Below are 24993 nucleotides of genomic sequence, written 5' to 3' on the forward strand. Positions count from 1 at the left end.
AGTGTTAAAAAAGATAGTATTTATTTTAATTATACCTTGCTCACTTCTTTTTTTATTAGGGTTATGGCAAATATTCAGATTGAACTGGAAGAATAATATTATTAAAAGTATGAGTCTTCCAGTGGTTCATCTATTGCCCAATAACGACCTTGAAAAATTTAACTATAGGCATGTCAAGATTGATGGGATTCTAAGTGATATAGAACTATATGTTTTTGCAGGGCAACACGGCTATCACGTGCTGTCTCCTATGTTGCTCACCACTGGACGTTACATGTTGGTGAATAAAGGAATAGTCAGAGAAAAAAAGGAGAAAAAAGTAAAAATTGAAAAAGTAGTTGCAGATGGAATTTTATATTGCGATAGCAATAAAAGTAAAAATTGGTTTATCAAGAACGATACTGCTTCGAATACATGGTTTACCCTGAGTACAGAAGAAATTTCCAATGAGTTAGGTATTAAGCTAGAGAAGTGTGTATTGTGGCCGAACAATTTTGGCAGCAAAGTAGCTATACAGCCAATGAAGCATTTGGAATATGCAATCACTTGGTTTGCACTTTCCTTAACTTGGTTGATTATGTGCGTAATTTACTATAGGCAAAACCTCAATGTATCTGTTCAGCAGGGTGGCAAAATAAGGTAGACGAAAAAAGACAACTATAGGAACAAATGGGTGTCATGCCAGTGCGTGACACTGGCATCCAGTCCTTTTGCACAGTTCCATCAAAAACGTTGTAAAGCGCTTTCGTGTTTACCAACTTAGTGCCCAATCTGGATCCCAGTGTCAAGCCCTGGGATGACAAGAAAGGGAGCACTGGAATTTTTGTTTCAGCATTAGCCATGCATCTGACCTCAACAAAGCTTGAAGCTTTCTGTACATAAAATTAGAGAAGTAGTTATTCATCTTTATCACTACCAAGGTCTTTTAACATACTATAATTGCCTTTTCTAAATCTACTTTTTAAAGACGTAACTCCACTTTCGCTAATACCACTAAGGCTCAGTGCAGCTCCACCTAGCTGCAATCCTATCTCAGATGTTTCAGGAATAATTTTACTAGCTCCTAGATCTCTATAAACCTCCACATTACTCAGATCTGGTAAGCGTATTACAATATTTACATGCGGAAAATTTGCTGCAACTAAAGAAACAACTTTTTTTATAGTAACTTCATTCTTTATTGAAATAACGAGAGCTTGAGCTCTTTCTATTCCTACCGATTTTAAAATTTCACATCTTGTAACATCTCCAAGATATATAGGAAAACTATCACTTTTTCCTTCTTTGACTATTTTCGATTGAATATCTACAACAACGTAACTTAAATGCTCTGCAGTAAGCATTTTTGTTACCATATATCCCACTCTACCAAATCCAGCAACTATCACATGGTTATAAAGATCTTGTGTATCTGTTTCAACAGCTTCATCATCTAATATTGTTTTCTCAGTGCTAAATGAGCTTGCTATCCAATCTCCAAGCCCCGATAAAAGAGGAGTGAAAGCCATGGTTACTGTAGTTACCATCATAAGTACTTGAGCGATTTCACTTGGTAGCACATTTAGCTCATCTGCTAAGCGAAATAAAATAAACGCAAATTCACCGCCTTGTGAAAGCAGTAACCCAGCTTGTATAGCAGGTGCACTCTTAAACCCAAAAAATCTACACAATATATATATGATAGATGTTTTTAAAACGATAAGGATAATCGATAATAAGGTGATTAGTGGTAACTTATTGAGTAAAAGTTCGGTATTGATGGACATACCAACAGTCATGAAAAATAAGCCAAGAAACAAATCTTTAAATGGTAGTACCGCGTGTTCCACTGAGTGTCTGTATTCTGTTTCTGCAACTAACAATCCAGCAACAAATGCACCTAATGCCAACGATAAATGGAATTGCTCAGTAATAAATGCTGCTCCTAATACTATTAAAAGCGTTGTTGATATAAAGACCTCATTACTTTCCATTTTAGCAATAACCGAAAATAAAGGTCTAAGCAATAATCTACCAGTTATAAATATCAGCACTAATGCAATAGCTGCTTGCACCAATGAACCTGCCAATGAGCTTATCAGGCTGTGCTCAGAATTGCCAGTAAGTAAAGGTACCAATACTATTAATGGTACCACTGCAAAATCTTGCATTAATAGCACTGCTATCGACAATCTACCAACCTGACTTGCTTGAGAACCTTTTTCTTGCAGAACCTGCAACACTATTGCTGTTGAGGATAGCGCAAGCCCACCACCAATAACTGTTGCTATATTCGTATTCACTCCGAAAGCAAGAGCGATGCACCATATTGCTACCATGGTAACTATAACTTGAAGAGAACCGAACCCAAATACATGAATACGCATAGCGATCAGGCGTTCAAATGTCAATTCAAGGCCTATAATGAATAATAGAAAAACTACACCAAATTCTGCAAGATTATCCATTGCTTCAGCTGAGTGTATCAGATTAAATCCGTGAGAACCAATAACTGCACCTGCAACGAAGTAACCAAGCACTGGACTAATATTCATTTTCCAAAATGCTATGACTATAAACACAGCAGCAGAAAGTAAAATTATAATATCAAACAAATGCTGAGAGCCACTGTGCATGATATTTAACCTGTAGAATTAGACCATTTAATTGAGCAGCCAATACTTGATTTTTGGTCAATTGGAGAATTACCAGTTTCTGCAATAAATTTCATAGCTTGAAATAAGTCACTACTTCCTACTTCATAGCTTTGAACCTTTTCTTTTTTTGTGTCGTTAAAACGTCCACGATAGGAAAGGTTTAAATTGGAATTAAAGCCGAAAAAGTCAGGAGTGCAAACAGCCCCGTATTCTTTAGCTATTTTCTGTGTACTATCAATTAAATATGGAAATGTAAACTTATTTTCCTTGGCAAAATTAATCATATTTTTAAAGGAATCTTCTGGATATTCATTTACATCATTTGGCATTATTGCAATGGTGTTTACCTGATAATCTTTTTTCAATTGATCAACATCGCTTACCAGATTGCTAATAATTGACTGAACGTAAGGACAGTGATTGCATATAAACATTATAATAAGACCATTTTTTCCACAACAGTCACTTAATGCATAATATTTATTGTCTACTCCCAAAAGATTAAAATCTTTTGCAGTAAAACTAAAATCGACTTTAGGAGTATTCAGAGCAACCATAGACTATTATTATACCACATGTAATTTACGGTCTTATTATTTAAATGTCAAACGGTTTCTATGTATACTGTTTGCATATTCTTTTTTAGTATTATAATTATAAAACTTATGTTCATAACTTTCGAAGGAATAGACGGCTCTGGTAAAACAACACAATCTAAGCTACTTGCAAATCATTTTAAGCAAATTCGCGGCGAAAATAATGTGGTATTGACTCGAGAACCAGGTGGCACTAACTTTGCAGAGAAGGTAAGAGGAGTATTGTTAACGAATAATATTGATTCTATTTCTGAACTCTTGCTACTTATCTCGATGAGGCGCGAACATATGAAAAAATTAATATTACCAGCTCTTGCAGAAGGAAAAATAGTGATTTGTGATCGGTTTATTGATTCAACTATTGCATATCAAGGATATGGGTTTGGAGTTGACTTAGGGCTAATAAGGGACTTACATAAGCTAGTGGAAATTAAATGTCCAGATATTACATTTATTCTAGATATTGATGTTAAAGTTGGGTTAAATAGAGCAAAAGACAAGAATAAATATGAAGAAATGGATGTTAATTTTTACAATAAGGTCAGAAAAGGATTTCAGGAAATAGCCATAAAAGAACCCGTTAGGTGCAGTGTTATCACTGGAATTGAAACAAAAAATGATAATCACGTACACAATGAAATTATTGATAAAATCACCTAGCTTGTGATAGAAAATTATCAATTTCAGGTAACATTATTTCATATGAATAACTTTTTGTTTGAGTAGCTAAAAAATCCTGTATTTTGTCTGGATCTTCTTCACTTATCATCTTATATGCCCTTGCGAGGTTCATTAATTCACTTCTATTTTTTTATTGCTTACTTCAGTAATAGTAAAAAATTGATCAAAATGGTCTAAACGCGAATTCTGGATTAAGGAAGGAAGTATAGGAAATAGAAGGCTTTTTGGATTTGATGGAATAGGAGATGAGAGTAGAAAAGATATGAACCAAGAAATCAACAGGGGATCTATGGCGAGTGTGTTCAATTTCTAGTCTATTTTTTAGGTAACCAAAAACAGTCTCAATGATAGACCTTTTTCTCAGTAAAATCTTCTCATTTAGCGAAATTAATGTATTTTTCATACCTTTTTTCACCTTGGTAACAAGTTTCAAACCTCGGTCAAACAGCTTCTGAAAAAGCTCTTTTGCAATATAACCTTTGTCACCAAACAAAAGGCCGGTTAATTTTTCCGTCAAATTTGGCACAGGTATCCTATCATCAACATTGCCTTTTGTTAGCGTAAGTGCATGAATTTCACCATTTTCATTGATTACCATATGTAATTTGAAACCAAAAAACCAGCCGTAAGTACTCTTGCTTAATTTTGCAATTCCAGCAAAAACTTTGTTTTTGGATATTCTTTTTGCATGACAAACTGCAATGGGAGTTGTGTCTATATATGAAATTCCAGTGTTTTCTGACTGTCCACAAAGCCAATGCAACAACATTGCTAAATGCCACAAAACCCTAGGCTTTAGAGCAACAAACCTGGTATATGAAGGCAACTTTGGAAACTCTGATTTGTAGAGCAACGTTAGGTAATGTAGATAGAAAGTTTTGAAATTTTTACACGGAGATTGTTGATATAGCAGGATTATTGTCATGATTTCAGAGTGCTCAATTTCCGTTGTTCTTGTGGGTTTTTTACCATTTGGCAGTAGTTTGCCTGCAAAATTTTTCTCTATATCTCTGCAAAAATCATCGACCAAACAAAACAGTTTTGTTATATCTTCCATGGGTAACCTCATCTATTTTTTTATAATTGCTGAGTTTACCCTGTTTTCTGCCTTTTCTATTCTCCTTTAATCCAGAATTCGCGTTTTTAAACCACCCATGTCCAACCTTTGAATGTGTGCCAAACCGTGATTCATCAAAGAAAAATAGCTCTTTTTCTGGATACTTGCTAATAGCTCCATTGAGATTTTTTTTTGAATTCCTCTTGTTTGCTTTTATCTTGTCCATTATGAACTGGTCTTGGTGTAATATATGAGAATTTCATCTTTTGCATATGGCGGTGTACTGTAGATTTGCTGATATTTAATCCGAACTTTTCCTGGATTCTTATTCTCATTTCTTTAATGGTGATATTAGGATTTTCTTCTATCCACTCTTCAATTTGCTGTAGTTGAGCCTGATTTAATTTAGTTTTTCTACGACGTTGTGAAGGAGCAAACAGTTTTTCTTCTCTGCCAATTTTCAAGAGTTTTACCCACGAAGTTAGTGCGCTTCTTGAAATGCAATATATTTTTGCTACAGCCGTTATACTGTGCTTTTTTGCTGCAATTACAGCATTTAGTTTTTTTTGAAACATATGCATTATTCCTTACTTTCTTCAGCATTTCTTTTGCTGATTCTACTACTTTTTCATCCAATAATTTTGATCTTAATGCCATTTAAACCTCGCTATTTTACTTGCTTCAGTATGGCTTTTCTTCCATCATTGTCCATCTGTTTGCCCTGTAATGGGAATTGGTATTAGCTGCTATGACGGGAAATGTTGACATAGCTAAGGTGCTACTAAAACACAACGCAGATGTTAATGCTAAAAATAATGAAGAAAAGACAGCATTGCATTATGCTGCTAAATATAATCACCAAGAGCTTGTGGAATTGCTTTTAGCTCATGGTGCATTCCGTGACTATTGAAATTTTGTATTTAATTTATAGCTCCGCTTCTATCAGGGCATAGGATGACAGAAGTGGGCTTGAATAGCTGTAGTACTATAGCTGTTATACTCCAAAAGTAAGTATTAGATATAACAAATAGAGGAAATTAGATAGAATGATTAAAGGGGCAAGGATATAAAGGTTTAACTTGAAATAACCTGATAAAATTTGAATGACACTTCCAAGTGCTGGCACCCATGAAAGTAATAAAGTTGCAAAAATTAGCAAATTTTTTGTAACTTTTGGCGTTGTATATTCGTTTTCTAATTTGTGGTATGATTTTCGTATAGAGATTGTTATTCTACCTAAAGACCAGTTAACCATTCCACCAAGGCTTGATCCTAGTACTCCAAAAAATAACATCAGTAGTGGAGTGTAATACGACCTGAAATAAAGCATCATATTGAACACAAAACCTTGATGTATGGGTAAAACTAACGACGATACTAGACTATCTGTGAATAACAGAAAGTAATTTTCCATATGAGTTTACCAGGTTGTTGTACCATCTTCATTGTCAGAAATTGTAATCCCCATTTGTTTCAACTGATTTCTTATTTTGTCTGCAGTATCGTAATTTTTATTTTTTTTTGCAATTTTTCTTAAGTCTATCAACCTTTCTATTTCTTGATGATTTACATCCACAGCAAACCACTTTTCATAACTTGACTCAAGAAGACCAATAAATCTGGCACTCTTAACAAAACTCTCAGTTAATTTAAGCTTTTCACTTTCATTACTCATTTTGTTGATTTTTGCAGCCATTTCATGTAATATAGCTAGAGCTTCAGGAATGTTTAAGTCGTTTTTTAAAGCGTCTATAAAATCTTTAGAAATCTCTGCGTTACTTTCATCAATATTTGTTGTATCTAAACCACGTGATAATCGATAAAATTTATTTAAGGTTTCCTGTGCATCAGAAATAACGTTTTCTGTCCAATCAAGTGGTTTTCTGTAGTGAGTTTTGAGCAGTGCATAGCGTATTACTTCACCCTTTATTCCACTATCTAGCAAATCCCTTACTTTGACTATATTAAATAAGGACTTGCTCATTTTCTCTTCATTTACTGTAAGAAAACCGTTATGTATCCAGTATTTTGCAAATATTGATCCAGCAAATGCAGACTTACTCTGTGCAATTTCATTTTCATGGTGAGGAAATTGTAAATCTATGCCGCCACCATGAATATCAAAATCTTTGCCAAGGTAAGCATATGACATTGCTGAGCATTCTATATGCCATCCAGGCCTGCCCTCTCCCCATGGGCTATCCCAATAACTTGAAAGTTTGTAGTCAATATCACTTGCAGGCTTCCACAGCACAAAATCTCCCGGGTGCTTTTTATTTTCATTAACTTCAACTCTGCTACCTGGAACCAATTCATCAGTTTTTTTTCCTGATAAAGCACCATATTCATGGTAAGATTCTATATTAAAATACACGTGTTTGTCAGATTCATAAGCGTGGCCTGATTGCAGCAAATGTTCAATTAATTTTATAATATAATCTACGTTTTCCGTTGCTTTTGGTTCGTATGTTGGTTTTTTACAATTTATGCTTTCCATATCATCATGAAAAGCTTTAATGTAATATGTGGTTATACTTTCTATGTTGCTATTTTTCTCACTTGCTGCATTAATTATCTTATCATCAATGTCGGTTATGTTACGCACATAGGTAACTTTGCCATAACAAAACTTAAGTAGCTGAAATAACACATCATACACAACAACAGACCGTGCATTGCCTATATGTGCTGTGTCATATACTGTTGGTCCGCAAACATACATTTTCACATGATCTTTATCGATAGGTGTAAAAAGCTCCTTTTTTTTTGTTAAGGTGTTGTAAAGCCTAACCATATACGAAGCTTTTGAGAAAAGAAAATGCCCCAATGATAAGTTGTGGCCCTTTGACTACTACAACAAGAGTAAGCAATAGCCCACACAATGATATTAAAACTCCCAATATGGATAGAAACCCATCTTTACTCATAATGCCAAGCGAAATAAGAGTCGTACCAATGGCAGGAATGAAGTTAGTAAGAGGCAATGGAAGAGCTATCGATAATGCAGAAAGCAACATTACAAAAGCTAAAATCTTTTCACCGGGCCCATAGAAAATAAAAGACATTCTTGGTTTCATGAACTTTTCTATTTTTTTTAATGCTGGAGAAGTTTTCTCTACCACAAGAGCTAGTGTTGAACGCTGAAAAGACCTTCTTTCTAGCCAACTGGGCATCCAAGGAGAATCAAATCCAAATAGAAGCTGCAGTGAGAATAAGATTAAAGGTATAGAAAGAATAGTTGTATAACCAGGTGGAACCGGTATAGGCACCGATAGCGGCAAGGAGAAGATGATTATTAAAATACCAAAACCGCGCTCATGCAAAGCTGCTTTAATGTCAAACAAAGTTACTTTATTGCTATCATTGTTATTGGTATCTGCAACCTCTTTTAGAATATCAGAAGCTAATTTTTTATTTTCGGTCAGTTTCTTACTTTTTTGCACAAGTTACTCTTTAATACAACTATTCTTTCTAACTAACATAATTATTGCCATATTTCAATATGCATTATTCATTTTGCGCTAGTAATTCGTTCTTTTGTTAAAGTGTTGCAAAGCTTTTAAGAAGAGAAAGTGCTCCAGTTATAAGTTGTGGTCCTTTGACTATTACAACAAGAGCAAGCAACAACGCACACAATGACACTAAAACTCCCAATATGGATAGAAACCCGTCTTTACTCATAATGCTAAGTGAAATAAGAGTTGTGCCAATTGCAGGAAGGAAGTGAGTAAAAGGTAATGGAAGAGCTATTATTATTGCACAAAGCAACATCATAAAAGCCAGAATCTTCTCACCAGGCCCATAGAAAATAAAAGACATTCTTGGTTTCATGAACTTTTCTATTTTTTTTAATGCTGGAGAAGTTTTCTCTACCACAAGAGCTAGTGTTGAACGCTGAAAAGACCTTCTTTCTAGCCAACTGGGCATCCAAGGAGAATCAAATCCAAATAGAAGCTGCAGTGAGAATAAGATTAAAGGTATAGAAAGAATAGTTGTATAACCAGGTGGAACCGGTATAGGCACCGATAGCGGCAAGGAGAAGATGATTATTAAAATACCAAAACCGCGCTCATGCAAAGCTGCTTTAATGTCAAACAAAGTTACTTTATTGCTATCATTGTTATTGGTATCTGCAACCTCTTTTAGAATATCAGAAGCTAATTTTTTATTTTCGGTCAGTTTCTTACTTTTTTGCACAAGTTACTCTTTAATACAACTATTCTTTCTAACTAACATAATTATTGCCATATTTCAATATGCATTATTCATTTTGCGCTAGTAATTCGTTCTTTTGTTAAAGTGTTGCAAAGCTTTTAAGAAGAGAAAGTGCTCCAGTTATAAGTTGTGGTCCTTTGACTATTACAACAAGAGCAAGCAACAACGCACACAATGACACTAAAACTCCCAATATGGATAGAAACCCGTCTTTACTCATAATGCTAAGTGAAATAAGAGTTGTGCCAATTGCAGGAAGGAAGTGAGTAAAAGGTAATGGAAGAGCTATTATTATTGCACAAAGCAACATCATAAAAGCCAGAATCTTCTCACCAGGCCCATAGAAAATGAAAGACAGTCTTGGCTTCATGAATTTTTCTATTTTTTCTAATACAGGGGAAGTTTTCTCTACCACAAGAGCTAGTGTTGAACGCTGAAAAGACCTTCTTTCTAGCCAACTGGGCATCCAAGGAGAATCAAATCCAAATAGAAGCTGCAGTGAGAATAAGATTAAAGGTATAGAAAGAATAGTTGTATAACCAGGTGGAACCGGTATAGGCACCGATAGCGGCAAGGAGAAGATGATTATTAAAATACCAAAACCGCGCTCATGCAAAGCTGCTTTAATGTCAAACAAAGTTACTTTATTGCTATCATTGTTATTGGTATCTGCAACCTCTTTTAGAATATCAGAAGCTAATTTTTTATTTTCGGTCAGTTTCTTACTTTTTTGCACAAGTTACTCTTTAATACAACTATTCTTTCTAACTAACATAATTATTGCCATATTTCAATATGCATTATTCATTTTGCGCTAGTAATTCGTTCTTTTGTTAAAGTGTTGCAAAGCTTTTAAGAAGAGAAAGTGCTCCAGTTATAAGTTGTGGTCCTTTGACTATTACAACAAGAGCAAGCAACAACGCACACAATGACACTAAAACTCCCAATATGGATAGAAACCCGTCTTTACTCATAATGCTAAGTGAAATAAGAGTTGTGCCAATTGCAGGAAGGAAGTGAGTAAAAGGTAATGGAAGAGCTATTATTATTGCACAAAGCAACATCATAAAAGCCAGAATCTTCTCACCAGGCCCATAGAAAATGAAAGACAGTCTTGGCTTCATGAATTTTTCTATTTTTTCTAATACAGGGGAAGTTTTCTCTACCACAAGAGCTAGTGTTGAACGCTGAAAAGACCTTCTTTCTAGCCAACTGGGCATCCAAGGAGAATCAAATCCAAATAGAAGCTGCAGTGAGAATAAGATTAAAGGTATAGAAAGAATAGTTGTATAACCAGGTGGAACCGGTATAGGCACCGATAGCGGCAAGGAGAAGATGATTATTAAAATACCAAAACCGCGCTCATGCAAAGCTGCTTTAATGTCAAACAAAGTTACTTTATTGCTATCATTGTTATTGGTATCTGCAACCTCTTTTAGAATATCAGAAGCTAGTTTTTTATTTTTAGTTAGTTTCTCATTTTTTTGCACAATTATCTTTTAATAAAATATTCCTCCTAAGCTAACATAGTTGTTGCTGTATTTCAATATTTGTTATTTATTTCATACCAACACTTCATCTCTTTCATTCTTTAACCTGACTAAGTTTTTAAACAGATGACATGCACTAAGGTGCATGTCACGAAGTATGAGGACGCTAACGATCTGGTTCGTTAGACGATAATTTTTCTGAGTCCTTAAGCTCCTGTTTAAGGTTTTTGATGCCTTTTCCTAAATCACCCATAACTTGCGGTAATCTGCCTGCACCAAACAGAACTAAAATTATTATTAAGACTAGAAACAATTGCCATGGTCCTAAACTCATTTTCACCTCCATTTAAAATATTGACCTTTAAATATTAAAACTTGACTGAAGTCAAGTAACACATAGATTATATCACCTTTATTTAATTATAAATCAAGGTTTTTTAATTATTTTATAACAATCCCAAACTAGATTATTTTCTTGCAGCGAATAAGTGGAAACTTTTCGCTTAACTGTAGAGTAGAAGAGAGCTCACTAAAAAACTTTGCTAGCGTATCGTCTTTAGGCTTATGGTATATATCGCTAGAAACTCCTGATTGAATAATTTTACCATTTTTCATTACGTAGATAAAATCTGCAACTTTCAATGCTTCTTGCGGGTCATGAGTTACCATTAGCACAGGGATATTTTTACTTCTAAAAAGGGACAATATATGTTGTCTTATTCGGCACTTGAGCAGTATATCTAAATTAGAAAATGGTTCATCTAACAACACAACATCAGGGTTTTGTGCCATCACTCTTGCTATTGCAACTAATTGTTGCTGTCCTCCAGATAAGGCGTTAGGGTACATATTTTCATATTTTTCTATATTGAGTAACTTCAAGATTTCCAATGCAATTAGGTGCTTTTCTCTCTTGGAAGAGCTGCGGATAGCAAAGGTTATATTTTCTACTACTGTTTTATGAGGAAATAATGCAGAATGCTGAAAAATCAATCCGATATTTCTATGCTCTATAGCGACTGATGCCTTATTGCTTGCAACTAACCTATCATTTATAAAAATAGTTCCAGATTTTGGATTTTCTATCCCCGCAATTAATTTCAAAATTGTTGACTTGCCACAGCCAGAATGCCCCAACAAACATGCAACATTTCCTTTCTTTACTTTAATGTTTATATTGCTTAAAGCAAAGTCGTTTTGATTGTTATAGAAATAACCAATGTTGTTAACTAGCATTAATCTTACTTAAACCATGTTATTAAATATAATAGCATTATACTCAAGAAGTACAGAAATGTTTTTTGTCGTCATAAATTGGTTATGCAAGAAATCTAGAAAAGAGAAGGATTTTTTGCTATAACTTTACATAAATGGTAGGAAACACGGGACTATAGCTCAGCAGGATAGAGCGTTGGACTCCTAATCCGAAGGTCGTGCGTTCGAATCGCACTAGTCCCACCACATTGCTTCACAAATCTTATGGAGATTTTTTTTCACAAATACGCACACCTTTTTTTTGCGGTTTTAAGATATAAATTCCCTAAAAACGCGAATTCTGGATTAAAGGAGAATAGAAAAGGCAGAAAACAGGGTAAACTCAGCAGTTATAAAAAAATAGATGAGGTTACCCATGGAAGATATAACAAAACTGTTTTGTTTGGTCGATGATTTTTGCAGAGATATAGAGAAAAATTTTGCAGGCAAACTACTGCCAAATGGTAAAAAACCCACAAGAACAACGGAAATTGAGCACTCTGAAATCATGACAATAATCCTGCTATATCAACAATCTCCGTGTAAAAATTTCAAAACTTTCTATCTACATTACCTAACGTTGCTCTACAAATCAGAGTTTCCAAAGTTGCCTTCATATACCAGGTTTGTTGCTCTAAAGCCTAGGGTTTTGTGGCATTTAGCAATGTTGTTGCATTGGCTTTGTGGACAGTCAGAAAACACTGGAATTTCATATATAGACACAACTCCCATTGCAGTTTGTCATGCAAAAAGAATATCCAAAAACAAAGTTTTTGCTGGAATTGCAAAATTAAGCAAGAGTACTTACGGCTGGTTTTTTGGTTTCAAATTACATATGGTAATCAATGAAAATGGTGAAATTCATGCACTTACGCTAACAAAAGGCAATGTTGATGATAGGATACCTGTGCCAAATTTGACGGAAAAATTAACCGGCCTTTTGTTTGGTGACAAAGGTTATATTGCAAAAGAGCTTTTTCAGAAGCTGTTTGACCGAGGTTTGAAACTTGTTACCAAGGTGAAAAAAGGTATGAAAAATACATTAATTTCGCTAAATGAGAAGATTTTACTGAGAAAAAGGTCTATCATTGAGACTGTTTTTGGTTACCTAAAAAATAGACTAGAAATTGAACACACTCGCCATAGATCCCCTGTTGATTTCTTGGTTCATATCTTTTCTACTCTCATCTCCTATTCCATCAAATCCAAAAAGCCTTCTATTTCCTATACTTCCTTCCTTAATCCAGAATTCGCGTTTCAAGCAATTTCTAATGTGCTATTTCCGTTAAGGTGGATAGTAAATAGGGATAACGCTAGAGAGGCTGGATTTCATTCCATACTGCATGGGTTATTTTACGCCTGTGATAATCCAGCTAGGGTAATTATTGAATTTCAACTGGGAGGAGGAGAGAGATTAGATCTGGTATTATTACGGTCTCCAGATAGTAGAGATGGTGTTCACCCGATAGGAATAGAGTTGAAGTTTGCTGGTACTGGTGAATTACAGAGTAAAAAGCGGGAAGCAAATAACCAACTAGATGATTATATGCATTGTAGAGGTTATAAGCGTATTACCGATGGAGACACAGTAGTTTTATCGTACGCTATATGGAATGATCGTGCGCAGAGGCCAGATACTCTTATATCAGTTAAGGATGTTCTTCGTATAAAGGACAACTTAGGACACAGTTCTGCAGATGATCTTCCTGGTAGATGAGGGTTATTGAGAATTTACATATCAAATTAGGTGTACAATAGATTATACTGGCCAAATTTATATGGTAGTTTGCAATATGAAAGTTAGAAAAATTATACTTGCATTGGATTTTATTCATGCTAATTATTGTACATAATGTATTTATAGATTAAGGAGGGAGTATGGTGTTAGAATATATTTTTAAGAATGAGCAGGTTTGTGCAAATGGTAGGTTAGCTACTGAAGAACAGCATACGGAGCGTTTTGGTCAGCACACTCTTGAAGAAAGCACATCATCGTTAAGCCAAGAACAAACTGATGACTGGAATGAGTCCGTTATTCAAGACGAAAATACTGTTGTTGAAAGTTATTTTGTTCCAGAAAATTCAATTCTTATCAATTTAGCAAATCTGTTAACTGAGAGCGAAAAAGTTTCAATTGATGAATTGCATGACAAGATGGAAAGTATAATGAAAGGGTTTCATGAAAATAGATACGAAAATTCTGCAAAGGTTACTCTAGAAAAGATGGAACGTTTAATAGATGAATATTTAAAAAGAAAAATAAAGCTAAATTTACGCTGTGATCACTATGAATGTAGTGTGTCGAATTTTATATTAAAAAAAATAATTGACATTGCTAATGCTAGCAGTGTTATGCGTATAACTCCTACTACTAGATCACGTTATAAGGACAATGGGGAGGAGGCAATAGATGAGTGGGAAGAGGCTTTAGAACCTTTATTCAATATTGTCAATAAGCTACTATTAGCAGGTGCAAAAATAGAGTCTGATTTTTACAATGACAGAATGATAGGTGAAGCTATGTGGGGAAGTGATGAGCCTATTTTTACAGAATGTAAAAAAATTAAGGACAAATTAAAAAGTATCGCATACAGAGGTTTAGTAAACAAAAATGAACAAGTTAAAGATAATGATCTGAAAGTAGAAATAGATAACAATCTTGTTCTTTTCGTGTGGCCACAAAACAGTATCGTTGAAGTTGCAAAGGTTATGAATAGTAAGGTGAATGAAAATTTCAGTATAGAAAGTAGCATCTTACAGATTGGGGAAAGTATAATAAGAGTTGAAAGCATAGGAAAAAAAAGAAATTATACAGATGTCTTAGGAGATAGCATTGAAATGTCCTTTACTACTGAAGTAGGAGAGATTAGTATTCATCTGTGTCCTGGTGATAGTAATATAATAAAAGTAAAGCTTGATGGAGAGAACCAGGAGAAGTTTAACAAATTAAAAGATAAATCAAGTCTAGGAAAAAGCTGCTTTTTAGGAGGAAAAAGTGTTCTACAAGCTGTTAACGATAAAGGTTTTGAAAGAAACGGTAGAATACTTATAGAGTCAGCTGAAACTATTAAACAATCAAATTTTGTAGTGAAAGAATCAGGTGTTCCATCTACTCTTATGAAGCCAATCGATAGTTTAGACCAGCTGCAAAAGATGGGAGATTCGAAAGAAATAGTAGTGTGTTAATGAAGTCAACTAAAATTAGTAAACAAGAGAAAGGTCTTGGAGGGATAAAAAAATTGATGTATCTTCAAAGTAAGATTTTTTGAAGTATAAACCATACTCTCAAGGTGAGAAGAAATAGTAGGGGGATAAGTGTTGACTTAATAATTTAGAGATTCTTCTAAAGAAATTATTTTTCTCTCTTGATGCTTATTCTTTTATAGGTATAGCCTTTTGTGTTTGATTGAATTGACTTTTGTGATACCTACAGAATTTCCTTTATCAGACCCAACACATGATTCAGCGGGAGAAGAGCGGTCAGGGGGATTTAGCTCTTGCGCAATAACTTTGGAATTCTGGAATCGTTTCATATGTGAGTTAAAATTATCACTATTTTTGTTATATAATTAAGCTTTTAATACTGATTTCCCTCAATTTTTGAAGTATTGGTTTTCTAGCCACATAGTCCTTTCCATTTCCTGTTGCTTTTGTAATTAAGATGTTAAGCCGTAAAACTTTGCCAACTGCTCACCCCACAGCATCGGTATTTCCCTCAAGTCACACAACCTCAAACTCCTTGGCTGCCTCCCATTTACTATGTCTTCTTTAATCTTCGGAGCTAAATAATTTAATCTCAAAATTTGCTGTATACGTCTTGTACCTATATTAATTTTGGCACTCAGCTCTTTCACACTTTCGTATTTTTCTTCCTCCAGTTGCCGTTTCCATAGGTGGGCTCTTACCACTGCTTTCAGTAGTGCATTATTTGTTTTTCCTTCTGGTTCTACTACTGTGCATTTGTTTCCTTTCTTTTTTATTGGTATAAATGTTTCCTCTGATTCAGAACTCACCCCTATTCCATCCTCTCTCACCATTACTCCCTTTATTAATTTTTTCATTGCTTCTTTCTGCTTTCCAAAACTTAAATTTTTCCACTCTTCCGCTTTTTCTTCCAAATTTTCATATAGGTGTTCTGCTCTTTTCATCACTTCTTTTTCTACTTCTCCTGCTATTACATTTCGGTTTTCTAATTCACAACCTTTTCCCCCTTAAATGATTGTTGCATACGTAATATCGATATCTCTTATTCTCCTTTTTTGCATATGTCAGTGTCATATTTACACCGCAGCTCTTGCACTTAATTATTCCCTTTAGTAGCGCTTCCTCATATTTTGCTTTTCTATATGGTTGATTCTTTATCAATTCCTGCGCTTTTTGCCATTTTTCTTCCTCTATTATTGCCTCATGCTTTCCCTCATACTCTTTCTCATAATGTCTGATTTTCCCCATATATATTGGATTTGTTACTATTCTCCTTACCGTTGCCTTTTTAAAGATATCTGATTTTGTTCTGTAACCTTCTCTATTTAACTCCCTTGCCAATTCTGCCATTGACTTCAGCTCTATATACCTCTCAAATATATGTTTTACCAACTTTGCTTCTTTCTCATTTATTATTAATTCTTTATCCTTTACATCATATCCAAGCGGTAAAGTTCCACCCATCCACAATCCCTGCTCCTTTGATGTTGCTATTTTATTTTTTACTCTCTCTACTATCATTTCTCTTTCTAGTTGTGCTGCTCCTGACAATACTGTTTGTACAAACTTTCCCATTGGCGTATTATTATCAAATATCTGCGTTACTGCTACAAAATTTACTCGGTGCCTTCTAAAAAATGACGTTACCTCTATGCTGTCTTTTGTTTCCCTTGATAACCTGTCTAGCGTATATACTACCACACAATCTACTTCTCCTGTTTTTACATCTTCAAATAATTCCTTTATTGCTGGTCTTTCTAAATTTTTCCCTGAATATCCACCATCATCGTACTTTTTTGCCAATGCTACCCAACCCTCTCTGCTCTTTATATACTTTTCACATGCTACTCGTTGCGCGTCCAAGCTGTTGAACTTCTGCTCTAGACCGTCTTCATTTGATTTTCTTGTATATATCGCACATCTTATTTCTTCACACACTTTTTCTCTCCTTGTCACGCATCCCAAACAATAAAGGTCCATTGTAACTCATTCCCATTACTTTTCCGGCTACTGCTGATAATGACGTATAAAACTCTTCTCTATAGATTAAACCCTTATCTGTTACCATTACCGCATGCGTCTCTTCCCCTCTCTCTAATATTAGCTCTGTTCCTGCTACTGGCAGTTTGTCACTACTTATTCTTTTTCCCTTCTCTAGCCGATCTGCTAAATAATCTAGTCTTTTTGACCCTTTTCTTGACATTTCTCCATATGCTTCCTCCTGCATTCTATAAGCTAATCTAGGTATCAGATATTTCTTTGAGTATTTAGGCGCTTCTTCCCCATATACCTTCTTCCACATTTTTCTCAGCTCATCCAAAGGTTTTCTCTCTAAATTCATTACTTTCTTTTCTGTTTCCTCCTCCATATTTTCTATCCTCTCATAAATAGCTTTTCAATTCTGTCTGTTTCTTTCTTTAATACCTCGGTTACTTCTTTACTATTTTTTGCATAATCCATTGCTGTCATTCCAAATTTATCTGCTTGCTCTATTTCAGCCCCTGCTTTTAATAGCTCCTCCACTATTTCTTTTTCTCCTACCATACATGCAAGGTGCAGCGATGTGCATTTACTGCCATACTCTTCAGCATTTACATTTGCTCCTGACTTTATCAATTCTCTCACGGTTTCTAGGCGTTTCTCCGTTACCGCTAGGTGTAGTGCTGTATATCCTCCTATATCTGTTGCATTCACATTCGCTCCTTTTTCAACTAATAACCTCACTGTTTTTGCGTCTACTGCGTAATGTAGAACTGTTCTTCCCTTTTTGTCTCTTTCATAAATATTTTTAAATGAGCTCTCTAATAGAGATTTCTCTTTCTTACCAAGATTTAACATAATCTACCTCACCTTTTCTTTAAATTTTAAGCCTTCTTTCTCACCACCTCATCTATCATTTCGTTCACTTTGCTCATTATCTTGCTTGCTAAATTTTGACATTCTTTCTTTATTAGCGATTTGTCTCTCTTCCTTATTTCTCCTATCTCTATTATTTTTAGCTCCGGCATGTAGCTTCCATTCAACATGTCTGCTATTTCTCCCACTAGCCCCTCTATTCCATAGCACGTCAGTTCTCTACTTTTTGTTACTCCTCCTTTTTCTCTTAAAAATTTACTTGCCTTTTCACTCTCTTTGCTATCACACAGAGAATACTTTTCACTTTCCCATATGTAATACATTGGTGTTGCACCATATTTATTCAGTTGATTAACCTCAGCTCCTGCTTTTACTAGCTCTTTTATTATTTCAACTCCTGCTCCTCCTATTTTGCACGCAGAGTGCAGTGGCGTACATCCAGTGACATATTGAGTGGCATTTACTTCTGCTCCTTCTCTTAGCAGCACTTTTACATTTTCTAAACTTTTTGCGAATACTGCACAGTGCAGAGGTGTATAACCATTTTTATCTCTTGCATTTACCTCTGCCCCTTTTTTTATTAACAACCTCACTGTTGTGTAATCGGAGATTTCTACTGCTTGATGTAATATCGTCTCTCCTTCTTCATTTCTTTTATTAATATCTTTAAATCCGTTACTTGATACTTCTTTAAAAAACTTACTCTTGCTAAAACTCATTTCATACCTCACAAAATTAGCTTTTCTAGCGCCAGACAAATTTCTTATATTTACCTGCTGCTATTCAAGTCATGTCCGTTTTAGCATAAGAAAGCAAGTCCTTTTCTTTTTATTTCATATATTTTAACCTATTATTAATATAATATATGAGGATCTAAATATAAGTACTTAACTTATTACACATATTGCTTGACTATTTTTCCAACTTCTGTGCAAATGTCGATGTTCGTGCCACTTCAGTACTCCTGAATAAAATACTAAAATGTGCTTTTCTAACTCGTGTATTGAGTCTTTTTGCTCTAAATCATTTTTATAGTAAACGTTGTGTTCTGCTAAAACATATTTTCTGACCTTCTGATCTGTATAATTTTCTACTTTATAGTTGTGAGTAACGCTAAATCTTTCTAAAATTGGCTTGTGTTTTAAATTCCAATATTGCCCTGAAAGTTTATCGCTTCCCAATACAAATTTATTTCCTCTTTCTTCTACGCTACTAACTGGAAAGCACGTATTTATGTCTCCTAAATCCCAACTATCCGATAATATAACTTGCGCTTTCGCAAACTTAATTTCCGGCAATAAACTCTGTGGTAGTGGATATAGTGCTTTTAAATTGTACTACTGATGATTTCTTTCATAGATGCCTTTGTAATCCTTTGTGTGAGGCTCTGTTTCTCCAAGTACTGCTACATCTAATCGATATATGTCATTACTAAATGTTTGTTCATAATGGTTGCGTAGATAACTCTCTATAACCTTAATTGACGTTTTTTGCATGACAAACTGCAATGGGAGTTGTGTCTATATATGAGATTCCAGTGTTTTCTGACTGTCCACAAAGCCAATGCAACAACATTGCTAAATGCCACAAAACCCTAGGCTTTAGAGCAACAAACCTGGTATATGAAGGCAACTTTGGAAACTCTGATTTGTAGAGCAACGTTAGGTAGTGTAGATAGAAAGTTTTGAAATTTTTACACGGAGATTGTTGATATAGCAGGATTATTGTCATGATTTCAGAGTGCTCAATTTCCGTTGTTCTTGTGGGTTTTTTACCATTTGGCAGTAGTTTGCCTGCAAAATTTTTCTCTATATCTCTGCAAAAATCATCGACCAAACAAAACAGTTTTGTTATGTCTTCCATGGGTAACCTCATCTATTTTTTTATAATTGCTGAGTTTACCCTGTTTTCTGCCTTTTCTATTCTCCTTTAATCCAGAATTCGCGTTCAAAGCAAGCTTTTTCTAAAGCAAGGTATAAGATTTGCCATACAGGCTTTCAAGAATTTAAGCATCCAAACAGCCTATCAGGATGAACCTGAGTTGGAGAGGCTATAGACTTATTGCAGCAGATGGTTCTGGTATGAGATTACCCAGCTCTGGGGAAATTGTATCCGAGTTTGAACCAAATGGAACAACAGGCACCATTGGCAATTTGTTTGTTGATTTGTGTACTTCGCTGATTTGTAGTGCTCGTCTTGCAGCTTGGAATATAGGTGAACAAACGTTGGCGGCAGAGCAATTACCCGAAGTTATCACTCAAATGCGTTTATTAAATCAAATTATTTATCTATGATCGTCTTCAGTAAAATTCATTCAGCAGCATTATGATTTGGAAGTAGATTTTATTTTTCGCTTGCAAAAAAGAAATTATAGTAAGCTATGGGAACGCTGGCGAATCAGATTTTGATTTTATATTAGAAAATGAAAAGCTAAAAAATAAAATGAAAGGACAGAAAGTAAGAGTTATAGTGCTGACATTAGCCAACTGAGAAACAGAGTTTTTGACCGAGACTTTGGAGCAAAGCTTATGTATTAAGGTGGCACATAGAGGAAACGACTCAAAGTAGGAGCAGAGTTAGAGAATTTTTCTAGAGAGGATGTATTACAAGAATTTTGGGCAAACTTGGTCATGTGCAATATATTATCGCTTCATATGTGTGATGCACAAGAGCCTTGGAACCCAGATCAAATTACTGAGTATCGTTTAAATTTTTCAATAAAAAAAGCAGTTTACGTAGGTACTTTCCACCCATTTCCAGCAGTTTTTTCTTCTTCTGTTTCTTCCATTTTAGAGCCTGGTTCTTCATGTGTATCAGTCACAGGTTCTTTTTCTGCTTGCATTATTTTACCTGATATGTACTCCTTAGCTTGCTTAGCGAGCTCGATTACAATAGCTACTCCAATTATAGTTGCAACCATAAGTGCTAGTGCATGTATTCCTACTGCAAGCAAGGACTCTAGTGCCGCTGATAAAGATGTTAAGGAATCTATTTTACATATTGGAAAAGCGCCACTTGCAGCGATAAAAGCTCCAACTACAATATTTCCAATAAACAACAAAGGAGTTAGGAACAAGGGCTGGTAATCGTCAGGCTGTTGAGTCAATCCTTTCCATGTTATTGAAAGCAAAATGTAAGCTACTATTAATGGTATTATGGAAATAGCACCAACGATACCACCTACTATACCTACTACCAGAGGTGACGGAGTAGTAAGGCTTAATATAATAAGTGGGAGAGATATAATTGATAGTATTATAGAAATTACACCCACTGTTTTCAGAAGAGATAGAAATCCTTTTGAATCTAAGTGTTCTTTAATTCCCTTAAATAATATAAAGAAAATGCTTATACACATTATAGCACAAAGTATTACTGCTGCTATTTTTATTATAGCTGCTGCTATAAGTGCTGCTAAATAAGCTATATTCATTATAACTTTACCACTAAACTTAATAACACAGCAATTATCACACACCATAATAAAAAAGTCAACTCCATATGTTTAGGTTGTAAAATCCCAAAAAGCAGCCAGAATAGAATAAGCAAACATTTACGAATTGAATTTAGTGCAAACAAGGGTGTTGATATCAACCATACTCTGCAGAATCGCAATATGGTATGACTACATGCTTTTTATTGATTTGATTAACATAATCAGCAGAGAGTTTTGTTTTGCAAAAGATGTCTACAGCAACATACTGCAATTATTTGGAATTGTAGGGCTAGGTGCAATTGTAAGGCCACTTGGTGCATTCATATTTGGTCACGTTGGTGACAGGTATGGAAGGAGGATAGCATTAATAATTACTATCTTGCTAATATCGATACCATCAAGTCTCATTGCATTTATTCCAAGTCACAATCAAGTAGGTATAATTTCTACTATATTGCTTCTTGCAATCCATATAACACAAGGAATTGCACTTGGTGGTGAACAAGGAAGTTCTGTTTATCTTATAGAGCATTTATCCAGTAGGAAAGAGAACTTAGGGATGTATTTTGGAATGATGGGTTTTGGTCGTTCCATTGGCGTCTTGCTTTCTGCGGTGATAGTGATTATCTGCAAAAAAACTACTGATTTTTGTACCTGGGGTTGGAGATTGCCATTTATTTTCTCAGCTATTTTAGGATTAATTAGCGCGTATAGCATATACACATTGGGAGAAACTCCAGCATATGAAAAAAATCGAAAACAAAGAAATTTACCTGATTTGCCAATAATAGAGCTTATAAAACGCCACAAGAGAGCTCTTATACTTGCTATTTTAATATCTGTACCTGTTAATGTTGCTGTTGGATTTACCATATTTCTTCGAACTCTCGCAAAGGAAATAGCATCAGTGGATGTTTATGTAACAACATATATCAACGAAATTGTATTGATTATAACCAGTGTATTAATGCCGATATCTTCAATAGCGTTTGGAATGTTGGCTGATAAAGTTGGAAAAGAGCGCACTGCAATCTTATTTATAGCAATTACAATGGCACTGTGTTGTCCTGCGTTATCTATTGCATATTACTATAAAAATTATCTTGTGATTGCGTTGAGCGTAATGGTTCTCTCTATAATAGAAAGGGGTATAGTTCCCATAGGAATAGTTGCATCTGAACTCTTTCCTACCAATGTTAGATTTAGTGGTGTGAGCTTATCACGCAATATCTCTTATGCGTTACATGGAGGATTTACTCCTATGGTTTGTATTTGGTTGACTGTAACATTTCCTCAAACAAACCTTGCTGCTGGGCTTTATATAGTCTTCTGCTTGTTGGTCAGTGTGGTAGCAATATTGCAAATAAAACCGCAAGATAAGAAATTTGATTGGTCTTAGTTTTCTCCTATGTGATTTGATAGACCGGAAAAGGGTTTTATCTAAGTAGCTGACACCCTGACAACCGTCATCCCGCTGCTTGTTAGCGGGATCTAGAGATACCGTGACGGTATGACGTAGGACTGCTGTCATTCCAGTCTGGAATCCAGAGAAAAGGATGATGTCATCCCAGTGTCCCTGTAATGTCATTCCAGTGCTTGACACTGGAATCCAGCCTTTATTATGCAGCCAATTGGTTAAAATTAAGTTTCTGGATCCCAGTGTCTAGGCACTGGGATGACAAAGGAGGGCAGTGTCAGCTACTCGGATGACACCCTGCTGGTGGACAATGTTTGTATAGTTGTGCGTCACGCGCTGGAATGACGAATTACTTAACCGCCATACCGCATAAGTGTTGAAAGTAACACAAAAAAGACATAAAGAACTATTATTGCAAGAAAATGGAGGCAATAATGGATCAAATAGAAAGAGTACTAAATTTAATAAAAGATGAGGATTTAGAAAGGCTAGGAAAATTAAGTGAAGTAGATAAATGTAATACTAAATTGTTGGGCAAGATTATATTTAAAGGTCTAATGAAGTTAATATTAATGGGGCAAAAAACAAGCCTAAGAGCGCTAGAAATGGTAATAGACAGGTGTATAATGGATAAGAATAGCGATAAAAGTACAGTAACATACAGTGGTTTGTCAAAAAGGTTAAAAGTTATAAATCCAGAATATTTTAAGGGAGTATATATTGATTTGATGAGCAAGATTAAAAAGCTATTACCCCAAAAAACATCAAATAACTTACATAAGTTTGATTCGACGATCATAAATTTATCGGGATATCTCATAAAAGATGGGCTAAAAATAGGCGGTAAAAGTAACGACAGTCAAGTTAAAGTGAGTGTAGGATTAAAGGATCAATTGCCGACAAGTATAAGATTTTGTAAAGGACAAGAAGAAAGTAGTGAAGATATGGCATTAGTGAGAGCAATTAATGAAGCTAAAGTTGAAAAAGAGGATATTTTATTATTTGATAGAGGAATCAGAAAAGTTGGAACTTTTGCCGAATTTGATGAAAAGGAGTACAAATTTATCACAAGAGTTAAAGTAGGAAGAAAACATGATGTTATAAACGCGAATTCTGGATTAAGGAAGGAAGTATAGGAAATAGAAGGCTTTTTGGATTTGATGGAATAGGAGATGAGAGTAGAAAAGATATGAACCAAGAAATCAACAGGGGATCTATGGCGAGTGTGTTCAATTTCTAGTCTATTTTTTAGGTAACCAAAAACAGTCTCAATGATAGACCTTTTTCTCAGTAAAATCTTCTCATTTAGCGAAATTAATGTATTTTTCATACCTTTTTTCACCTTGGTAACAAGTTTCAAACCTCGGTCAAACAGCTTCTGAAAAAGCTCTTTTGCAATATAACCTTTGTCACCAAACAAAAGGCCGGTTAATTTTTCCGTCAAATTTGGCACAGGTATCCTATCATCAACATTGCCTTTTGTTAGCGTAAGTGCATGAATTTCACCATTTTCATTGATTACCATATGTAATTTGAAACCAAAAAACCAGCCGTAAGTACTCTTGCTTAATTTTGCAATTCCAGCAAAAACTTTGTTTTTGGATATTCTTTTTGCATGACAAACTGCAATGGGAGTTGTGTCTATATATGAAATTCCAGTGTTTTCTGACTGTCCACAAAGCCAATGCAACAACATTGCTAAATGCCACAAAACCCTAGGCTTTAGAGCAACAAACCTGGTATATGAAGGCAACTTTGGAAACTCTGATTTGTAGAGCAACGTTAGGTAATGTAGATAGAAAGTTTTGAAATTTTTACACGGAGATTGTTGATATAGCAGGATTATTGTCATGATTTCAGAGTGCTCAATTTCCGTTGTTCTTGTGGGTTTTTTACCATTTGGCAGTAGTTTGCCTGCAAAATTTTTCTCTATATCTCTGCAAAAATCATCGACCAAACAAAACAGTTTTGTTATGTCTTCCATGGGTAACCTCATCTATTTTTTTATAATTGCTGAGTTTACCCTGTTTTCTGCCTTTTCTATTCTCCTTTAATCCAGAATTCGCGTTTAGAGCATAGATCCCGCTAACACGTAGCGGGATGACGGTTGTCAGGGTGTCATGCAAGTAGCTGACTACTTGGATCTGGTAG

At 35.0% G+C, this 24993-nt stretch carries 25 protein-coding genes, 1 tRNA gene and 7 pseudogenes; 10 read left to right on the forward strand and 23 right to left on the reverse strand.

Annotated elements, in window-relative coordinates; genetic code table 11:
- Position 1 precedes the first annotated feature (1 nt).
- On the forward strand, positions 2 to 643 hold the full coding sequence (locus OPR17_RS07035; RefSeq protein ID WP_077188434.1) for an SURF1 family protein: 642 nt from the start codon (positions 2 to 4) through the stop codon (positions 641 to 643).
- A gap of 253 nt (positions 644 to 896) precedes the next feature.
- Here OPR17_RS07035 and OPR17_RS07040 read toward each other — a convergent pair whose 3' ends face one another.
- Complete coding sequence (locus OPR17_RS07040; RefSeq protein ID WP_265021646.1) at positions 897 to 2615, reverse strand: monovalent cation:proton antiporter-2 (CPA2) family protein; 1719 nt, start codon at positions 2613 to 2615, stop codon at positions 897 to 899.
- A 5-nt stretch (positions 2616 to 2620) separates the two neighbouring features.
- The gene (locus OPR17_RS07045) at positions 2621 to 3193 is read right to left on the reverse strand and encodes a thioredoxin family protein (protein ID WP_265021647.1); all 573 of its coding nucleotides are present in this window, start codon (positions 3191 to 3193) and stop codon (positions 2621 to 2623) included.
- 108 nt (positions 3194 to 3301) lie between these two features.
- Here OPR17_RS07045 and tmk point away from each other — a divergent pair, with 108 nt between their 5' ends.
- Positions 3302 to 3892, forward strand: a complete 591-nt coding sequence (gene tmk / locus OPR17_RS07050; protein WP_236515193.1) for a dTMP kinase — start codon at positions 3302 to 3304, stop codon at positions 3890 to 3892.
- Here tmk and OPR17_RS07055 read toward each other — a convergent pair.
- The 3 genes and pseudogenes from OPR17_RS07055 to OPR17_RS07065 form a co-directional block, all read right to left on the reverse strand.
- Positions 3885 to 4025 carry a hypothetical protein gene (locus tag OPR17_RS07055; RefSeq protein WP_265021648.1) on the reverse strand — a complete coding sequence of 47 codons (141 nt, stop codon included), beginning with the start codon at positions 4023 to 4025 and terminating at the stop codon, positions 3885 to 3887. The two genes, tmk and OPR17_RS07055, sit on opposite strands and share 8 nt — an antisense overlap.
- 51 nt (positions 4026 to 4076) lie before the next feature.
- Positions 4077 to 4970, reverse strand: a complete 894-nt coding sequence (locus tag OPR17_RS07060; protein ID WP_265021649.1) for an IS982 family transposase — start codon at positions 4968 to 4970, stop codon at positions 4077 to 4079.
- 85 nt (positions 4971 to 5055) lie between these two features.
- Positions 5056 to 5627: pseudogene (locus tag OPR17_RS07065) on the reverse strand (IS630 family transposase); the annotation flags it as partial.
- Positions 5628 to 5703: 76 nt separating this feature from the next.
- Between OPR17_RS07065 and OPR17_RS07070 the strand changes: the two are divergent.
- Positions 5704 to 5880, forward strand: a complete 177-nt coding sequence (locus OPR17_RS07070; protein ID WP_265021650.1) for an ankyrin repeat domain-containing protein — start codon at positions 5704 to 5706, stop codon at positions 5878 to 5880.
- Positions 5881 to 5964: 84 nt separating this feature from the next.
- Here OPR17_RS07070 and OPR17_RS07345 read toward each other — a convergent pair whose 3' ends face one another.
- The 8 genes from OPR17_RS07345 to OPR17_RS07105 form a co-directional block, all read right to left on the reverse strand.
- Positions 5965 to 6384: a DedA family protein gene (locus OPR17_RS07345; RefSeq protein ID WP_320109853.1), complete on the reverse strand. Its 420-nt coding sequence runs from the start codon at positions 6382 to 6384 to the stop codon at positions 5965 to 5967.
- 6 nt (positions 6385 to 6390) lie between these two features.
- Positions 6391 to 7764 carry a cysteine--tRNA ligase gene (gene cysS, locus OPR17_RS07075; protein WP_265021651.1) on the reverse strand — a complete coding sequence of 458 codons (1374 nt, stop codon included), beginning with the start codon at positions 7762 to 7764 and terminating at the stop codon, positions 6391 to 6393.
- A complete protein-coding gene (locus OPR17_RS07080; protein ID WP_265021652.1) occupies positions 7757 to 8413 on the reverse strand; it encodes an exopolysaccharide biosynthesis protein in 657 nt (218 codons plus the stop codon). The genes cysS and OPR17_RS07080 overlap by 8 nt, the downstream gene beginning before the upstream one ends.
- Before the next feature lie 97 nt (positions 8414 to 8510).
- Complete coding sequence (locus tag OPR17_RS07085) at positions 8511 to 9167, reverse strand: exopolysaccharide biosynthesis protein (protein ID WP_265021653.1); 657 nt, start codon at positions 9165 to 9167, stop codon at positions 8511 to 8513.
- 97 nt (positions 9168 to 9264) lie between these two features.
- Positions 9265 to 9921 (reverse strand): exopolysaccharide biosynthesis protein, encoded by a 657-nt coding sequence (locus OPR17_RS07090; RefSeq protein WP_265021654.1) that lies wholly within the window; start codon positions 9919 to 9921, stop codon positions 9265 to 9267.
- A gap of 97 nt (positions 9922 to 10018) precedes the next feature.
- Positions 10019 to 10675, reverse strand: a complete 657-nt coding sequence (locus tag OPR17_RS07095) for an exopolysaccharide biosynthesis protein (RefSeq protein ID WP_265021655.1) — start codon at positions 10673 to 10675, stop codon at positions 10019 to 10021.
- A gap of 166 nt (positions 10676 to 10841) precedes the next feature.
- Positions 10842 to 11009: a twin-arginine translocase TatA gene (gene tatA / locus OPR17_RS07100; protein WP_006013840.1), complete on the reverse strand. Its 168-nt coding sequence runs from the start codon at positions 11007 to 11009 to the stop codon at positions 10842 to 10844.
- Between the two features lie 128 nt (positions 11010 to 11137).
- Positions 11138 to 11911, reverse strand: a complete 774-nt coding sequence (locus tag OPR17_RS07105; RefSeq protein WP_006280146.1) for an ABC transporter ATP-binding protein — start codon at positions 11909 to 11911, stop codon at positions 11138 to 11140.
- Positions 11912 to 12059: 148 nt separating this feature from the next.
- Here OPR17_RS07105 and OPR17_RS07110 point away from each other — a divergent pair.
- The 4 genes and pseudogenes from OPR17_RS07110 to OPR17_RS07125 all read left to right on the forward strand — a co-directional run bounded on the left by OPR17_RS07110 (position 12060) and on the right by OPR17_RS07125 (position 15115).
- Positions 12060 to 12136: transfer RNA gene (locus OPR17_RS07110), tRNA-Arg, on the forward strand.
- 18 nt (positions 12137 to 12154) lie between these two features.
- Entirely contained in the window at positions 12155 to 12343 is a 189-nt protein-coding gene (locus OPR17_RS07115; protein WP_265021656.1) for a hypothetical protein, read from the forward strand.
- Positions 12306 to 13169 (forward strand): annotated as a pseudogene (locus OPR17_RS07120) (IS982 family transposase); the annotation flags it as partial. The gene OPR17_RS07115 and the pseudogene OPR17_RS07120, both read left to right, overlap by 38 nt.
- Positions 13170 to 13807: 638 nt before the next feature.
- The gene (locus tag OPR17_RS07125; protein WP_265021657.1) at positions 13808 to 15115 is read left to right on the forward strand and encodes a hypothetical protein; all 1308 of its coding nucleotides are present in this window, start codon (positions 13808 to 13810) and stop codon (positions 15113 to 15115) included.
- Between the two features lie 470 nt (positions 15116 to 15585).
- Here the strand turns inward: OPR17_RS07125 and OPR17_RS07130 are convergent.
- The 7 genes and pseudogenes from OPR17_RS07130 to OPR17_RS07160 form a co-directional block, all read right to left on the reverse strand.
- Positions 15586 to 17071: pseudogene (locus OPR17_RS07130) on the reverse strand (recombinase family protein).
- Complete coding sequence (locus OPR17_RS07135; protein ID WP_265021658.1) at positions 17064 to 17501, reverse strand: DUF2924 domain-containing protein; 438 nt, start codon at positions 17499 to 17501, stop codon at positions 17064 to 17066. The pseudogene OPR17_RS07130 and the gene OPR17_RS07135 overlap by 8 nt, the downstream one beginning before the upstream one ends.
- Before the next feature lie 5 nt (positions 17502 to 17506).
- Positions 17507 to 17971, reverse strand: a complete 465-nt coding sequence (locus OPR17_RS07140; protein WP_265021659.1) for an ankyrin repeat domain-containing protein — start codon at positions 17969 to 17971, stop codon at positions 17507 to 17509.
- Between the two features lie 26 nt (positions 17972 to 17997).
- Positions 17998 to 18708 carry an ankyrin repeat domain-containing protein gene (locus OPR17_RS07145; RefSeq protein WP_265021660.1) on the reverse strand — a complete coding sequence of 237 codons (711 nt, stop codon included), beginning with the start codon at positions 18706 to 18708 and terminating at the stop codon, positions 17998 to 18000.
- Positions 18709 to 18876: 168 nt separating this feature from the next.
- Positions 18877 to 19470, reverse strand: a pseudogene (locus OPR17_RS07150) (phage tail protein); the annotation flags it as partial.
- Positions 19469 to 19852, reverse strand: a pseudogene (locus OPR17_RS07155) (IS982 family transposase); the annotation flags it as partial. The pseudogenes OPR17_RS07150 and OPR17_RS07155, both read right to left, overlap by 2 nt.
- The gene (locus OPR17_RS07160) at positions 19815 to 19940 is read right to left on the reverse strand and encodes a hypothetical protein (protein WP_265021661.1); all 126 of its coding nucleotides are present in this window, start codon (positions 19938 to 19940) and stop codon (positions 19815 to 19817) included. The gene OPR17_RS07160 and the pseudogene OPR17_RS07155, both read right to left, overlap by 38 nt.
- Here OPR17_RS07160 and OPR17_RS07165 point away from each other — a divergent pair.
- Positions 19937 to 20709, forward strand: a pseudogene (locus OPR17_RS07165) (transposase); the annotation flags it as partial. The gene OPR17_RS07160 and the pseudogene OPR17_RS07165 overlap by 4 nt on opposite strands.
- 11 nt (positions 20710 to 20720) lie before the next feature.
- Here OPR17_RS07165 and OPR17_RS07170 read toward each other — a convergent pair.
- A complete protein-coding gene (locus tag OPR17_RS07170; protein ID WP_265021662.1) occupies positions 20721 to 21422 on the reverse strand; it encodes a hypothetical protein in 702 nt (233 codons plus the stop codon).
- A gap of 196 nt (positions 21423 to 21618) precedes the next feature.
- Between OPR17_RS07170 and OPR17_RS07175 the strand changes: the two genes are divergently transcribed.
- Both OPR17_RS07175 and OPR17_RS07180 read left to right on the forward strand, forming a co-directional pair.
- Complete coding sequence (locus OPR17_RS07175; protein WP_065106733.1) at positions 21619 to 22824, forward strand: MFS transporter; 1206 nt, start codon at positions 21619 to 21621, stop codon at positions 22822 to 22824.
- A gap of 440 nt (positions 22825 to 23264) precedes the next feature.
- Positions 23265 to 23978: a hypothetical protein gene (locus OPR17_RS07180; protein ID WP_265021663.1), complete on the forward strand. Its 714-nt coding sequence runs from the start codon at positions 23265 to 23267 to the stop codon at positions 23976 to 23978.
- Here OPR17_RS07180 and OPR17_RS07185 read toward each other — a convergent pair.
- Positions 23963 to 24826: pseudogene (locus OPR17_RS07185) on the reverse strand (IS982 family transposase); the annotation flags it as partial. The gene OPR17_RS07180 and the pseudogene OPR17_RS07185 sit on opposite strands and share 16 nt — an antisense overlap.
- Positions 24789 to 24968 (reverse strand): hypothetical protein, encoded by a 180-nt coding sequence (locus OPR17_RS07190; protein ID WP_265021664.1) that lies wholly within the window; start codon positions 24966 to 24968, stop codon positions 24789 to 24791. The pseudogene OPR17_RS07185 and the gene OPR17_RS07190, both read right to left, overlap by 38 nt.
- Positions 24969 to 24993 lie beyond the last annotated feature (25 nt).

The organism is Wolbachia endosymbiont (group A) of Icerya purchasi (assembly GCF_947251635.1).
GTDB classification, from domain to species: Bacteria; Pseudomonadota; Alphaproteobacteria; order Rickettsiales; family Anaplasmataceae; genus Wolbachia; species Wolbachia pipientis.

Excerpts from the sequence above, each read along its gene's own strand:
- OPR17_RS07040 (WP_265021646.1), bottom strand. The coding sequence starts at position 2,615 with ATGCACAGTGGCTCTCAGCATTTGTTTGATATTATAATTTTACTTTCT.
- OPR17_RS07045 (WP_265021647.1), bottom strand. The coding sequence starts at position 3,193 with ATGGTTGCTCTGAATACTCCTAAAGTCGATTTTAGTTTTACTGCAAAA.
- tmk (WP_236515193.1), top strand. The coding sequence starts at position 3,302 with ATGTTCATAACTTTCGAAGGAATAGACGGCTCTGGTAAAACAACACAA.
- OPR17_RS07055 (WP_265021648.1), bottom strand. The coding sequence starts at position 4,025 with ATGAACCTCGCAAGGGCATATAAGATGATAAGTGAAGAAGATCCAGAC.
- OPR17_RS07060 (WP_265021649.1), bottom strand. The coding sequence starts at position 4,970 with ATGGAAGATATAACAAAACTGTTTTGTTTGGTCGATGATTTTTGCAGA.
- OPR17_RS07345 (WP_320109853.1), bottom strand. The coding sequence starts at position 6,384 with ATGGAAAATTACTTTCTGTTATTCACAGATAGTCTAGTATCGTCGTTA.
- cysS (WP_265021651.1), bottom strand. The coding sequence starts at position 7,764 with ATGGTTAGGCTTTACAACACCTTAACAAAAAAAAAGGAGCTTTTTACA.
- tatA (WP_006013840.1), bottom strand. The coding sequence starts at position 11,009 with ATGAGTTTAGGACCATGGCAATTGTTTCTAGTCTTAATAATAATTTTA.
- OPR17_RS07105 (WP_006280146.1), bottom strand. The coding sequence starts at position 11,911 with ATGCTAGTTAACAACATTGGTTATTTCTATAACAATCAAAACGACTTT.
- OPR17_RS07115 (WP_265021656.1), top strand. The coding sequence starts at position 12,155 with ATGGAGATTTTTTTTCACAAATACGCACACCTTTTTTTTGCGGTTTTA.
- OPR17_RS07125 (WP_265021657.1), top strand. The coding sequence starts at position 13,808 with ATGGTGTTAGAATATATTTTTAAGAATGAGCAGGTTTGTGCAAATGGT.
- OPR17_RS07135 (WP_265021658.1), bottom strand. The coding sequence starts at position 17,501 with ATGGAGGAGGAAACAGAAAAGAAAGTAATGAATTTAGAGAGAAAACCT.
- OPR17_RS07140 (WP_265021659.1), bottom strand. The coding sequence starts at position 17,971 with ATGTTAAATCTTGGTAAGAAAGAGAAATCTCTATTAGAGAGCTCATTT.
- OPR17_RS07145 (WP_265021660.1), bottom strand. The coding sequence starts at position 18,708 with ATGAGTTTTAGCAAGAGTAAGTTTTTTAAAGAAGTATCAAGTAACGGA.
- OPR17_RS07170 (WP_265021662.1), bottom strand. The coding sequence starts at position 21,422 with ATGAATATAGCTTATTTAGCAGCACTTATAGCAGCAGCTATAATAAAA.
- OPR17_RS07175 (WP_065106733.1), top strand. The coding sequence starts at position 21,619 with ATGCTTTTTATTGATTTGATTAACATAATCAGCAGAGAGTTTTGTTTT.
- OPR17_RS07180 (WP_265021663.1), top strand. The coding sequence starts at position 23,265 with ATGGAGGCAATAATGGATCAAATAGAAAGAGTACTAAATTTAATAAAA.